Origin of the sequence: Agromyces sp. GXQ0307 (assembly GCF_044769845.1) — a bacterium.
GTDB lineage: Bacteria > Actinomycetota > Actinomycetes > Actinomycetales > Microbacteriaceae > Agromyces.
This window is the reverse complement of record NZ_JBIZVY010000001.1, coordinates 801,884-814,822: the sequence shown is the minus strand read 5'-3', so window position 1 is coordinate 814,822 and position 12,939 is coordinate 801,884. Positions and strand designations below refer to the sequence as shown.

Here is a 12,939-nt window from a genome sequence, read left to right as displayed (position 1 = left end):
TGACGGTGAACTGTTGCGTCGCGGTCCTGCCGGCGTCGCGCGTGTGTACCCGGACGACCCAAAACCACCCGTTCGGGGGTCGTCTCGCGAACCGTCCCGGAGTACGCCTGTGGGTGGAAGAGGTCGCGCCGATGATCGGCATCGGCATCGTCCTTGGGGGAGCACCATGCAGGGAGTACGCGCACTCATCGCGCCGGTCGCAGTGGTCGTCCTGGCCGCCCCGGTGCTCGCCGTCACCTCGGCGGCACCGGCCTACGCCGCACCGGACGTCCAAGTGGCGGTGACGATCGAACGGATCAAGCTGCTCGGCGGAGACGACGGATGCGGTGATCCGGACTGGTACGTCAAGCTCGACATCGCCGGGCAGGCGTACAACAACGAGGACACGCCGTCGCAGGACGACTGGGAGGGCAACGCTGAGATCACACCCGACTGGGAGTTCTCGCGGACGGTCGATGCTGCGACGCTCTCGCCCGCGGGACAGATCCCGATCAGCGTCGAGGTCTGGGAGGAGGACGGCGGATTCTGCTTCGACGACGACCTGTTCGATGCGTCGCAGTCCCCGGGGGCGGCCGTCGCCGGGTTCGCCACGATCGCGCCGTGCGAGGCGCAGCTCGACGGCCAGACCATCGCGTGCGGCGCGAGCGGCGTGTTCTCGGGAACCGACGCCGACCGAGTCGAACTGACCATGAAGGTCGAAGTCCAGCCTCCGCCCAGTGCGCCGGGCCTCCGCATCCGCTGCACGCACACACCCGCCTGGCCGCAGCCGGGAGACACGGTGACCATCAGGGCCGAGGCGCTCGACGGGTCGTTGGCTCCGCTCTTCGCCGACGACCTCGAGATCTGGGTGCAGCAGGACACCACCGACGTCGGAACGCGCACGCGCGTCGTCGACACGTCGAGCGTCACGACCGCCACGACCACCTTCGTCGCGACGGGAGATGCGTCGGACGACAACCGGTTCGGCTACGGGTGCGGGCTGACGAAGACCGGCACGGAGATCTTCAGCGGCTGGCGTCTCGCGACTGAGGGCGACCCGGGCACCGTCGACTTCCCGGTCGTCTACACGGGTCCGAGCTCGAGCCGGCTCGACATCATGTTCATCGCCGACAGCGACACTTATCCGTTCTCGGGCTCGGCGCCCGAGAATGCCGCCTTCATCGCGGACGTCGCCTCGGTGATCGCGACCTCCTACTACGGCTTCGACCCGTTCCTCGAGAACCAGGACGGCTTCAACTTCTGGATCGTCCTGAACCAGGCGAAAGCCGACGACGCGAACGACGGCGACTGCGACCACAGCCTTCCCGCACGGTGGGACGACAGCTTCGGCTGGGTGGATTCCGGTGCCATCCTGCATCGCAAGTCGCAACGCGACTGCGCCCTGCGCGGCGATCGGATCTTCTCGAGCACCCTCGACACCACCTACCGCGGCGATGCCTTCCAGGTCGTCACCCACGAGACCGGGCACCAGCCCTTCGGGCTCGCCGACGAGTACTGCGACCAGCGCCCGGGCTCGATGAGCTCCACGTGCGACGGCGGGTACTTCCAGCAGGACGTTGCGCCCAACGTGTACGAGGAACCGGAGGACTGCACCGACGACATCGGGGCGTTCACCGACGGGCGCACGGCGGCATCCTGCCAGGAGTTCGAGGAGGACGGGTTCTGGTTCTTCGACACCGACTGGACCATCTCCGATCCGGTGTCGAACGACATCATGGTCGACAACGCGGCGGCCCAGGGCGCCGATCTCCGCAGGTTCGACTACATCTTCGGCCAATGCCGAGCGGCCGGATGCTGAGGAGGCGATGACGATGCGATCGATGACCGTCACCCTGACCGGTCTCGCGGTGGGCTCGGTGGTCCTGGCCGCGTTGGCGATCCCGTTCGCCGCCCAATCCGCGCCCGGCGACGACCCGGCGACTGCGCCGCTCCCGACCTTCGTCGACGGCGCGGCCGATCCGGCCAAGTCGGTCGTGGTCCGTGCGGACTTCGCGTCGCGCACGAATGCGACCGCGACGGATACTGCGGTGTCGATCGAACGCGCGCATTCCCATGTCGGTGATCCGCCGATCATGCACCTCGTGCTGGAGGACGGCGACGGCGGCGTGATCGACACCCTGAACGCGTGGAGCCCGCTCTGGGTATTCACCTACGGCGACACCGAGCGTCTCGAGGTGCAGGAGAGCGGGTCGGGCAGCTTCATCGTGCCGTTCGTGCCCGAACTCGCGAGCATGCGCGTCATCGACGTCGCGATGGATCAGGAGGTCCTGGATGTCGACCTCACCGGAGCCATCCACGATTTCTGCGTGGCCAACCCCGACGATCCCGACTGCCTCGAGGCGGACCTCGCGGTCACATCGGTCGATCCGACCGGTCCGCTGTTCACCGTCGTCGGCGAGACGGCGTCGGTCTCCGTCATCAGCACGGTGGAGAACCTCGGCCCCGACTCGCCGGTCGCCGCGGAGGTGACCCGTTCGGTGGCAGCCGGATCCGGGCTGAGCGTCGTGCCGTCCGACCCGACGGTGACCGATGTCGCCGCGCTCGCCGTGGGGACGCCGGGCGAACTGGCCGCGGACTACGAGATCGAGTGCACCGAGCCGGGCACGCACGACGTGACGTTCCGAACCGAGATCGCGCCCGAACTCGCGACCGTGGTCGACGCCGAGACGGCGAACGACGCGATGGAGGAGACGTTCTCCGTCGATTGCGCGATCCCCGTGAAGATCGACGTCCAGCCGGGATCGTCTCGCAACCCCGTGAAGCTCAACGGGGGCGACGTGCCGGTGGCGGTCCTCACCACCGCAGCCGGCGAATACGGCCTGCCCTACGCGTTCGATGCGACCACGATCGATGCGACCACGGTGCGCTTCGGTTCCGAGACATCGCTCCTCGGCGGCGTCGGCGTGGCCGAATCGCATGGCCAGGTCCATCCGTCGGATGTCGCCGAGCCGAAGAAGGGCGACGGCGACATCGATGCGGTGCTGCACTTCGCTCCGCGGCGGGATGCGCTGGATCCGAGTGATGTCGAGGCCTGCGTGTTCGGACGGTCCGCCGACGGCTCGGGCGGTACGGTCGCGTTCATCGGATGCGACGTGGTCGACGTGAAGTGACGCGCGTCGAAGCACTTCGCTCGCGTCAGCGGTTCTCCGGCAGCTCGCCCGCGACCGGGAGCACGCGCTTCACGACGTCGGTGAGGGTGACGATGCCGAGCAGCTCGTCGTCGTGCTCGACGACGGCGAGTTGGACCTGCTCCTCGCGCATGCGCCGGAGGAGCTCGTAGGCGCGGGTCGCGCCATCGACGCGGAACGCGGGCCGCGCGAACGCATCGGCGCGCTCGGCACCGCCGGCCAGCAGCGTGTCGCGGGCGTGCACGACGCGCGTCATGCGCCCGTCCGGCTCCTCGAGCAGGATCCGGAGGTGCCCGGACTCGAGCGCGGCCGCGCGCACGTCGGCGACCGTGGCATCCGCCCCGACCGACGTCGGCGTCGCGTTCGGGGTCGTGATCGCCTCGACGGTCAGCTCCTGCAGCGCGATGACCTCGGTGATCTGGGTGCGCAACTCGGGTTCCAATACCCCGACCTGCGTCGAGTACTCGACGAGGTTGCGGATGGTGTCGGCGTCGCGGCCGCCGACGGCCGCCCGGTCGACCGGATCCACGCCGGTCTTCGCGACCAGCACGTTCGCGATCCGGTTCACCCAGAGCAGCAGCGGCCGGAAGATCCGGACGAACCCGCGTGATGGTAGGCCGATGAGCTTCGCCGCGGCCTCCGGGTGCGCGATGGCCCAGGACTTCGGCGCCATCTCGCCGATCACGAGGTGGAGGAACGTGACGATCAGCAGCGCCAGCGCGAACGCCGTGCCGCCCGCGAGCCAGTCGGGCAGGCCCCATGAGGCGAGCACCGGGCCGAGCCATTCGTCGACCGCGGGCTTGGTGACCGCGCCGAGCGCGAACGTCGACGCCGTGATGCCGAGCTGTGCGCCGGCGAGCATGATCGTCAGTTCGTTCATGCCGCGCAGCGCCGCCCGCGCCGACGCGCTGCCCGCGGCGTCCTGCTCGAGGCGGTGGCGGCGGGCGCCGATGAGCGCGAACTCGATGACGACGAAGAACGCGCTCAGCGCGATCAACCCGATCGTGACGGGAACGACCACCCACGGGTTCATCGGTCGGCCTCCGTCTCGATCACGGCCACCCTGACGACGGATGGCACGTGCCGGGCGATCTCGGCGACCTCGACGCGGAGCCGCGCGGCCTCGGCGTCGCCCTCGGCGAGGTCGGCGCCGCTGACGGGCAGCTCGATCTCGACGGACTCGCCCGGACGGGGCAGCCCGCGCACCTCGGCGATCACGAGGCCGGCGATGGTCTCGTAGTCACCGCGCGGCAGGTCCCGGCCGATGATCCGCGCGACCTCGTCGAGGTGCACGTCGCCGTCCATCACCCACACGCCGTCGGCGTCGAGCTCGGCGGCGGCGACGGGCGCGGCATCGTGCTCGTCGGCGATCTCGCCGACGAGTTCCTCGGCGAGGTCCTCGATCGTGACGACGCCGCTGAACCCGCCGTACTCGTCGATGACGCACGCGAGCTCGTTGCGCGTGCCGGTGAGCTGCTCGAGTGCATCGGGCAGCGGCATCAGGGTGGGTACCACGAGCGGAGGCCGCATGATCTCGCGGACCGGTCGGGCGTCGTCGGGCTCGGCCCTCATGACGTCGGCCAGGTGGACTACGCCGATGGGTTCCTCGCGCTCGCCGATGACGGGGTAGCGCGTGTGACCCTCCGCCATGATCGTCCGCAGCTCCGCGATCGTGGTCTCGGGCTCGACGACGTCGACGCGCACCCGCGGCACCATCGCGTGCTCGACGTCGCGGCCCGGGAAGTCGAGGATCCGGTCGAGCAGGATCGACAGCTCCTCCGGGAGGTCGCCGCTGGCGCGGGAGTCGTCGATGATGTGCTCCAGGTCCTCCGCGGTGGCGCTCGAGTCGACGTCGTGCACCGGTTCGACGCGGATGAGGCGGAGCACCCCGTTGGATGCCGCGTCGAACACCCGGATGAGCCATCCGAAGGCGCCGAGGTACACCTGCGTCGACCGCGCGAGCCTGCGGGCGAGCGGCTCCGGGTCGGCGATCGCCAGGTTCTTCGGGAAGAGTTCCCCGAAGATCATCTGGGCGATGGTCGCGAGTGCGAGGGCGAGCACGGTTCCGACGGCCACGCCGACGGACTGCGGTACGCCGACCCCGCCGAGCAGCGCGCCGAGCGACTCGCCGATGAACGGCTCGGCGACGTACCCGGCCAGCAGGCCCGTCACGGTGATCCCGAGTTGCGCGCCGGACAGCATGAACGAGGTGCGACGGGTGACGGCCAGGGCGCGTTCGGCCGCCGCGTCTCCCTGTTCGGCTCGGGCCCGCAGCCGCGCACGGTCGACCGACATGTACGCGAACTCCTGCGCGACGAAGTAGCCGTTGGCGGCGATGATCGCGGAGGTCAGGACGATCCCCACGAGGAGCAGCAGCAGCGCCCCGATCACGAGGGCACCTCAGGCGAGCACGACGCGACGCGGTGCGGACCGTCGATGGGATGGGCCACAGGTGCTCGACGCCTCCAGGACTCGGGTGACGAGTTCGAGCGTACCGACGATGGCTCGGAAGGCGCCGTGACTCGACACGCGTTACGGCTCGGTCGGCGGACGAACGACCGATCGGTGCACGTCCTCGGCGGCGTCGGCCGGAACCTGCTCGGCGATCCACGGGCCCGTGCCCTCGCTCGGGTCGAGGATGCCGTCCTCGAGCCACGCGTAGTCACCGCCGAGCACGCGGGAGGCGAGGCGCTCGTCCGTGGCATCCGTGTTCTTCCAGAGCTCGTCGAGGAGGCGCTCGGTGCGGTGACGGGACTGCTCGGCGAAGGTGTGGGCGAGCTGGAACGCGGACCTGGCGTGCGCCGGGTCGTCCGCGGCGATCCCGGCCGCACGCACGCACGACGCCGACACGGCGAACAGCTCGGCGCCGATGTCGACGACCCGTCCGAGGAAGCCCTGCTTGCGCTCGAGCCCGCCCTGCCATCGGGCCATGCCGTAGAAGGTGGCCCGGGCGAGCTTGCGACTCGTGCGCTCGACGTACCGAAGGTGCGGCGCGAGCGCGCCGAACTCGTCGTAGGCGGTGGGCAGGTCGCCGGCGCCCGCGACCAGCTTCGGCAGCCACCGTGCGTAGAACCCGCTGGCCGAGGCCGCGGCCTTCAGCTTGCCCGCGAGCTCGAGCTTCGGGTCGATGAGGTCGCCCGCCGCGGTGAGGTGCGCGTCGACGGCCTCGCGCGCGATGAGCAGGCGCATGATCTCGGTCGAGCCCTCGAAGATCCGGTTGATGCGCAGGTCGCGGAGGAGCTGCTCGGCGCCGACGGCGCGCTCCCCACGCGCCTGCAGCGACGCCGCCGTCTCGAAGCCACGGCCGCCGCGGATCTGCACGAGCTCGTCGGCGATGCGCCATCCCATCTCCGACGCCCACAGCTTCGCGAGCGCGGCCTCGATCCGGATGTCCTTGCGGTCCTCGTCGGCGAGCACGCCCGAGAGGTCGACGACGGCCTCGAGAGCGAAGGTCGTCGCGGCGATGAACGCGACCTTGTGGGCGACCGCGGCGTGCTCGCCGACCGGGCGCCCCCACTGCACGCGCGCGTTCGACCACTCGCGCGCGATCTTCAGGCTCCACTTGCCGGCACCTGCGCAGATCGCGGGGATGGCGAGCCGGCCCGCGTTGAGGGTCGTCAGCGCGATCTTCAGCCCCTGGCCCTCCTGGCCGACGAGGTTCGCGGCCGGAACACGCACCCCCTTCAGCGAGGTGAGCCCGTTCTCGAGGCCGTGGAGGCCCATGAACGCGTTCCGCCGGTGCACGGTGATGCCCGGGGCATCCGCTTCGACGATGAAGGCGCTGATGCCGCCGCGATGCCCGTCCGACTTCGGCACTCGGGCCATGACCACGAGGAGCTCGGCGACGACGCCGTTGGTCGTCCACAGCTTGGTGCCGTCGAGGACGTACTCCGAGCCGTCCTCACTGGGGACGGCCGTGGCCTGCAGTCGGGCCGGATCGGAGCCGACCTCGGGTTCGGTGAGGAGGAAGGCGCTGACCGCGCCGGCCGCGCACCGCGGCAGCCATCGCCGCTTCTGCTCCTCGGTCCCGGCGAGCATGAGCGGCTCGGGCACGCCGACCGACTGGTGTGCGGAGAGCAGCGCGCCGATGCTCGCGTTCACGGAGCCGACCATCACGAGCGCGCGGTTGTAGAAGAACTGGCCGAGGCCGAGCCCGCCGTACTCGACGGGGATCTTCATCCCGAACGCGCCGAGCTCGGCGAGGCCCTGGAAGACGTCGTCGGGGATGCGGGCGTCGCGCTCGATCGCCGCGACGTCGACCGTGCGGAGGAACGCCTCGAGGTCGGCGAGGAACGCCTCGCCGCGCTCGCGGCGTTCGGCGGCCGGTCGCGGGTGCGGGCTGATGAGCGACAGGTCGAACCGCCCCAGGTACAGGCCCTTGGCGAAGCTCGGCTTCCGCCACTCCTGTTCGCGCGCGGCCTCGGCGACGGCACGGGACTCCTGCTCGCCGACCTCGGCGGCGGGCGGCGCGGATGCGGCGGCATGCGCGGGGGAAACGGGGGCGACGGCGGACTCTCGGGTGGCGTTCACGCGGACCTCCTCGTTCTGCCTTCAACGTACGCCCGGGGGTGCGGGGTCGACCAGCCCTTGCGCCGGCGGGTCCGGCCGGTCTCATTCGCAGAGCGGATGTCGCGACACCGGGCCGGATGTCACACCCGCGCCGTCGCCGGTGTCTCCATGTCGAACGCATCCGGACCGGAACCGGACTCGGGAGGACACCATGACGATGGCCGCTCGCGGAGCTGCTCGCCGGTCGGCGGGGCGGCGTAGGGTGCTGCGCATGGGCGAGGACGAGCGTGCGGCCGGCGCCGGCGCGGGCGGTGGCGCCGCCGACTCGTTCGTCGTGCACCGCGGGCTGCTGTTCACCGTCGCCTACGAGCTGCTCGGTTCGGCCGCCGACGCCGAGGACGTGCTCCAGGAGTCGTGGCTTCGCTGGGCGGCCGTCGACCGCAGCGAGGTGCGCGATCCACGCGCCTACCTCGTCCGGGTCGTGACGCGGCAGTCGCTGAACCACCTCCGCACGCTCTCGCGTCGCCGCGAGGACTACGTGGGGGAGTGGCTGCCCGAGCCGGTGCTCACCAGTCCGGATGTCGCCGACGACGTCGAGCTCGCGGAGTCGCTGTCGATGGCGACGCTCACCGTGCTCGAGACGCTCGGCCCGGCGGAGCGGGCGGTCTTCGTGCTGCACGAGGTGTTCGACCTCGGCTACGACGAGATCGCCGACGCCGTCGGCAAGTCGCCCGCGGCCGTGCGGCAGATCGCGCACCGGGCGAAGGAGCACGTCGCGGCGCGGCGCCCGCGCGTGCAGGTCGAGCGCACCGAGCAGGAGCAGGTCGTCGAGCGGCTCATGGTGACGTTCAACACCGGCGACGTGCAGGGGCTCATGGATGTGCTCGCGCCCGACGTCGTCGCGATCGGCGATGGCGGCGGCAAGGCGCGCGGGGCCGCGCGGCGACCGATCCGCGGTGCGCAGAGGATCGTGTCGTTCCTCATGGGCGCGATGGAGAAGTGGAACCTGCACCCCGTGGCATCCATGGTCTGGATCAACGGTGCGCCCGCGCTGCGGCTCGAGGTCGACGGCGAGCTCGCCGGCACGGTGAGCGTGGCGATCGAGGACGGCCTCGTGACCCGGATCTTCTCGGTCGCGAACCCCGACAAGCTCGCGCGGCTCGACGAGGAGGCGCCGCTCGCGCGCTGAGGCGGTCGGGTCGCTCAGGCCGCGCCGGCGGCCTCCGCGAGCCGCCGCCGCTCGATCCCCTCGAGGAGGAGGTCGAGGCCGAACTCGAATTCGGTCTGGTCGTCGCACCAGCCGAGCGTCGACTCGGGGTCGACGTGGGCGACCTCGGCGAGCATCGCCGCGAGGTGCGGCGCGAACGACCGCATCTGCTCGAGCTGCCCGGGCGGCGGCGCCTGGCCGTCGTCCGAGAGCTCCTGCACGTAGCCGTAGATGCGGTTGCCGATCGCGTGCAGCGAGTGGTGGATGAGGTCGTGCGACATCCCGGCGGCGCGCATGATGCCCACGATGCCGTCGACGTGCGCGACCATCGCGGGCGAGAACGACTTCCGCCGGTCGATGACGACGGGGGCCCACGGATGCCGCAGCAGTACGCGGCGCGCACCGAGGATGCGGTCGCGGACCGCGGGGGCCCAGCCCGCGGCATCCGTCTGCGCCGGGCCCGTACCCTCACCCCCCGCCTCGGCCGCGACCTGGGCGAAGGTCAGTTCGACGACGCCGTCGAGGATCGCGTCCTTGTTGGGCAGGTGGTGGTAGATCGACATCGCCTCGACGCCGAGCATGTCGGCGAGAGCGCGCATGGTGAGGGCCTCGAGCCCGTCGCGGTCGGCGAGATCGGAGGCGGCCTGCAGCACGCGCTCGCGCGTGAGCGGTGTGCGCGTGCGCGCGTCGGCTGCCCTGGGTCCCATCTGTTCACCTTACAACGTGAGGTTTCGTGCTCGGAGGTATGGACAGGACGGGGCCGAGCGCGTATCTTACGTCGTAAGACTTACAAGGTAAGGGAGCGATCATGACCATCACCGACACCAGGACCATGCGCGCGGCCGTCGTCGATCGATTCGGCGGACCCGAGGTCGTGGCCGTCGTGGACCGCCCGCGTCCCGAGCCCGCCGACGGCGAGTTGCTCGTGCGCGTGCACGCCTCGACCGTGAGCATCGCCGACCATCGCCTGCGCACGCGCGAGGTGCCGCGCGGGCTCGGGCTCATCGTCGGCCCGGCGATCGGGTTCCGCAGGCCGAAGCACCCGGTGCTCGGCATGGAGGCGGCGGGCGTGGTCGAGGCCGTCGGTCCGGCCGTCACGCGCTTCGCACCCGGCGACGAGGTGATCCTCATGCGCGGTGCGCGCTTCGGCTGCCACGCCGAACTCGTGACCGTGCCGGAGGACGGCGAGGTCGCCCGCAAGCCCGCGAACCTCTCGTTCGAGGAGGCCGCGGCCGTCGTCTTCGGCGGCCACACCGCGCTGCGGTACCTCGACCTCGTCGAGATCGGCCCCGGCAGCGAGGTGCTCGTGAACGGCGCCTCGGGCGCGGTCGGCACCGCCGTCGTCCAACTCGCCGCGCGCCGCGGCGCGCGCGTCACGGCGGTCACGAGCGGGCGCAACGCGGAACTCGTCCGTTCGCTCGGCGCGGCCCACGTCATCGACCACACGCGCGAGGACTTCGCCGCGCCCGCGTCAGGCGCTTCGGGCGCCGAGGCCCGCTACGACGTGATCGTCGAGTGCGTCGGCAACGCACCGTTCGCCCGCGTCGGGCACCTGATCCGCCCGGGCGGAGCGCTGCTCCTCGTCATCTCCGACCTGGCCGGCATGGTCGGCGCCGCACTGCGGCCGCGTCGCCGCGGCATCCTCGTGAACCAGGCCGGCGGCCCCATGGGCAGCGAGGGGATGGCGCGGCTCGCCGCGCTCGCCGAGGTCGGCGACCTGCGGCCCGTGATCGACCGCGCCTACGACCTCGACGACATCGTCGAGGCGCACCGCTACGTCGACACCGGCCGCAAGCGCGGGAGCGTGGTCGTGCGGGTCGGCTGACCGCAGGCGACATCGCGGCGGGTGCCCGCGTGGGCACCCGCCGCGATGCCGGTGCGCTCAGCCGTCGAAGCGGTTCGCGAATGCGTCGGCGCTCTTGCCGGCTCCGTGCGACTTGCCGGGAACCCGCACGTCGTTGACCGTCGACGTGTCGAACGCGAAGGTCGCGACGGCGGCCGCGACCGCGTCGGCGTTCACGTCGAGCGCGAACACGTTGACGTTGCCGACGAGCTCGTAGTCCGCGCGCAGCGCGTCGTAGAGCGCCGCATCCTGGCCGTCACCTCGCAGGTTGTCGCACGGCTCGTGGTAGCACGGGTCGTACGAGGCGCCCGCGACGCCACCGTAGAGGGCTGCCTCATCAGCGGTCTTCACGCCCTCGGCGCCGGTGAACAGGCCGCCCGCCGGGATGCCGATCGCGATGAACGGGCCGTAGTCGCTGCGGCCGGAGAACTCGCTGTCCTGATACGGCAGGCCGCGGCTGTCGTAGAACGCCTCGAAGACGTCCTCGATCTCGGCGGATCCCTCGGGGATGAATCCGTCCGGCGCCGTCGCACCGGAGTTGTCGCCGTCGTACACGCCGAACATGTAGTTCGGCGAGGCGATCATGTCGAAGTTGAGGTAGAGCGCGATGTCCGCGGCCTCCTCCTCGGTGAGCTGCTCGACGTAGTACTCCGACCCGAGCAGGCCCTCCTCCTCGGCGCCCCACCAGGCGAAGCGCACCGCGTTGTTCGGCTTCGCCTTCTGCATCTGGATGGCGGTCTCGAGCAGCGCCGCGCTGCCCGAGCCGTTGTCGTTGATGCCCGCGCCGTCCTGGACGCTGTCGAGGTGGGCGCCCGCCATGACGACGTTCGACGTGTCGCCGACTGAGGTCTGCGCGATGACGTTGTAGGCGCTGCGCGTCTCGGCCTCGTAGTCGACGGTCACCGTGACGATCGTGCCGGGCGTCGTCGAGTACAGGTCCTCGCCGACGGCCGAGGTCGCGAACACCACCGGGATCGCGAGGCCCGTCGCGTCGCCGATCATGTTGAGCAGTCCGGTGCGCCCGGGCTGGCCCTCGTTCATGATCACGGCGCCGCTCGCGCCTGCCGCCTGTGCGTTCAGCGCCTTGACCGCGAAGCCGCACGTGCCGCGCTGCATGAGCGCGATCGCACCGACCGGGAAGCCGGCGAAGTCGGCCGGTTCGCAGCCGCTCGAGTTGCTGTTCGGCGGGAGCGCACCGGCGGGGATGTTGACGTCGACGGGCACGAGTGCGCCGGTCGCGGTGCCCTTCGGCGTGCCGGTGTCGAAGGCGTTGCGGAGGAAGTCGTCGCCCTCCACGTAGGTCGTCGGCAGCGGGGAGATGCGGGCGAGCTCGCTGTTCTCCTCGGCGTACTGGAATTCGAACTCCTGCACCTCCGGGGTGTAGCCGGCTGCCTCGAGTTCGCCGACGACGTAGTCGACGGATGCCGCATAGCCGTTGCGCCCTGCCGCACGGTCACCGCCGTTCGCGTCGGCGACGTCCTGCAGTGCGTCGAGGTGCTCGAGCACCGCCTCGGCCGTCACGGCGTTCGTGAGCTTCTTGACCGAGTTGGGGTTCGGTGCCGCGTACGCGGGTGCCGCGGCGATCGTCGCCGCCGCGAGCGCCGCGATGGTGGCGACGCCCCAGATCCGCCTGTTCCTGTGCTGCATGCCGGCCTTCCCGCCGGTCACGCCGTCGTGCCGGCTCTCCGTAGCGGATGCTTCCACACCGGGAGGGTGCGGGTCCAGCCCCAATCATGGGGCCCCGCGGCCACAGGTCAGAGCGGTAGCGGCCGGTCGTCGACGATGGTCTTCATCACGAGCGTCGACTCGACGCGGCGCACGCCCGGCAGCGCCGAGAGCTTCTCGTCCCAGAGGCGCTGGTAGGCGGGCAGGTCCGGCACGGCGACGCGGAGCAGGTAGTCGGGGTCGCCGAAGAGCCGGAGCGCCTGGATCACCTCGGGGATCTCGGCGACCGCCTCGTCGAACGCCGGCACCGTCGTGCGGTTCGCCTGCTCCATGGTGACGAACACGAGGGCGCCGAAGCCCATGCCGACGACCTCCGGGTCGATGATCGCGCGGTAGCCGCTGATGGCGCCGGATGCCTCGAGCGCACGCAGCCGGCGGTGCGTCGGCGACATGCTGAGCTGCACGCGCTCGGCGAGCTCGGTGAGGCTCTGTCGGCCGTCGCGCTGCAGCTCGGCAAGGATTCTCCGGTCGATGGCGTCCATGTGGTGGATTCTTCCACGCGAGCGGTGCGGCGGGGTGGAATCGGG

General features: G+C 71.1%; 10 protein-coding genes. 4 read left to right on the top strand and 6 right to left on the bottom strand.

The window, feature by feature from the left end:
• Positions 1-166 precede the first annotated feature (166 nt).
• Positions 167-1,798 (top strand): hypothetical protein, encoded by a 1,632-nt coding sequence (locus ACIQH8_RS03795; protein WP_400994971.1) that lies wholly within the window; start codon positions 167-169, stop codon positions 1,796-1,798.
• Between the two features lie 22 nt (positions 1,799-1,820).
• Positions 1,821-3,110 (top strand): hypothetical protein, encoded by a 1,290-nt coding sequence (locus ACIQH8_RS03790; RefSeq protein WP_400994968.1) that lies wholly within the window; start codon positions 1,821-1,823, stop codon positions 3,108-3,110.
• A gap of 25 nt (positions 3,111-3,135) precedes the next feature.
• Here ACIQH8_RS03790 and ACIQH8_RS03785 read toward each other — a convergent pair whose 3' ends face one another.
• From ACIQH8_RS03785 to ACIQH8_RS03775, 3 genes are all read right to left on the bottom strand, one after another.
• Positions 3,136-4,161, bottom strand: a complete 1,026-nt coding sequence (locus ACIQH8_RS03785; protein ID WP_400994965.1) for a CNNM domain-containing protein — start codon at positions 4,159-4,161, stop codon at positions 3,136-3,138.
• Positions 4,158-5,519: a hemolysin family protein gene (locus ACIQH8_RS03780; protein ID WP_400994962.1), complete on the bottom strand. Its 1,362-nt coding sequence runs from the start codon at positions 5,517-5,519 to the stop codon at positions 4,158-4,160. The genes ACIQH8_RS03785 and ACIQH8_RS03780 overlap by 4 nt, the downstream gene beginning before the upstream one ends.
• 141 nt (positions 5,520-5,660) lie before the next feature.
• Positions 5,661-7,658: an acyl-CoA dehydrogenase family protein gene (locus tag ACIQH8_RS03775; protein WP_400994959.1), complete on the bottom strand. Its 1,998-nt coding sequence runs from the start codon at positions 7,656-7,658 to the stop codon at positions 5,661-5,663.
• Between the two features lie 250 nt (positions 7,659-7,908).
• On the opposite strand from ACIQH8_RS03775, the gene ACIQH8_RS03770 reads away from it, so the two are divergent.
• Positions 7,909-8,826: an RNA polymerase sigma-70 factor gene (locus ACIQH8_RS03770; protein ID WP_400994956.1), complete on the top strand. Its 918-nt coding sequence runs from the start codon at positions 7,909-7,911 to the stop codon at positions 8,824-8,826.
• Between the two features lie 14 nt (positions 8,827-8,840).
• On the opposite strand, the gene ACIQH8_RS03765 is transcribed toward ACIQH8_RS03770, so the two are convergent.
• Positions 8,841-9,551, bottom strand: coding sequence for a TetR/AcrR family transcriptional regulator (locus ACIQH8_RS03765; protein WP_400994953.1), 711 nt, complete (start codon positions 9,549-9,551; stop codon positions 8,841-8,843).
• 101 nt (positions 9,552-9,652) lie between these two features.
• On the opposite strand from ACIQH8_RS03765, the gene ACIQH8_RS03760 reads away from it, so the two are divergent.
• Positions 9,653-10,669, top strand: a complete 1,017-nt coding sequence (locus ACIQH8_RS03760; protein WP_400994950.1) for an NAD(P)-dependent alcohol dehydrogenase — start codon at positions 9,653-9,655, stop codon at positions 10,667-10,669.
• A gap of 57 nt (positions 10,670-10,726) precedes the next feature.
• Here ACIQH8_RS03760 and ACIQH8_RS03755 read toward each other — a convergent pair whose 3' ends face one another.
• Positions 10,727-12,391: a M20/M25/M40 family metallo-hydrolase gene (locus ACIQH8_RS03755; RefSeq protein ID WP_400994947.1), complete on the bottom strand. Its 1,665-nt coding sequence runs from the start codon at positions 12,389-12,391 to the stop codon at positions 10,727-10,729.
• A gap of 50 nt (positions 12,392-12,441) precedes the next feature.
• Complete coding sequence (locus ACIQH8_RS03750; RefSeq protein WP_400994944.1) at positions 12,442-12,894, bottom strand: Lrp/AsnC family transcriptional regulator; 453 nt, start codon at positions 12,892-12,894, stop codon at positions 12,442-12,444.
• Positions 12,895-12,939 lie beyond the last annotated feature (45 nt).

Excerpts from the sequence above, each read along its gene's own strand:
- ACIQH8_RS03770 (WP_400994956.1), top strand. The coding sequence starts at position 7,909 with ATGGGCGAGGACGAGCGTGCGGCCGGCGCCGGCGCGGGCGGTGGCGCC.
- ACIQH8_RS03795 (WP_400994971.1), top strand. The coding sequence starts at position 167 with ATGCAGGGAGTACGCGCACTCATCGCGCCGGTCGCAGTGGTCGTCCTG.
- ACIQH8_RS03790 (WP_400994968.1), top strand. The coding sequence starts at position 1,821 with ATGACCGTCACCCTGACCGGTCTCGCGGTGGGCTCGGTGGTCCTGGCC.
- ACIQH8_RS03785 (WP_400994965.1), bottom strand. The coding sequence starts at position 4,161 with ATGAACCCGTGGGTGGTCGTTCCCGTCACGATCGGGTTGATCGCGCTG.
- ACIQH8_RS03765 (WP_400994953.1), bottom strand. The coding sequence starts at position 9,551 with ATGGGACCCAGGGCAGCCGACGCGCGCACGCGCACACCGCTCACGCGC.
- ACIQH8_RS03760 (WP_400994950.1), top strand. The coding sequence starts at position 9,653 with ATGACCATCACCGACACCAGGACCATGCGCGCGGCCGTCGTCGATCGA.
- ACIQH8_RS03750 (WP_400994944.1), bottom strand. The coding sequence starts at position 12,894 with ATGGACGCCATCGACCGGAGAATCCTTGCCGAGCTGCAGCGCGACGGC.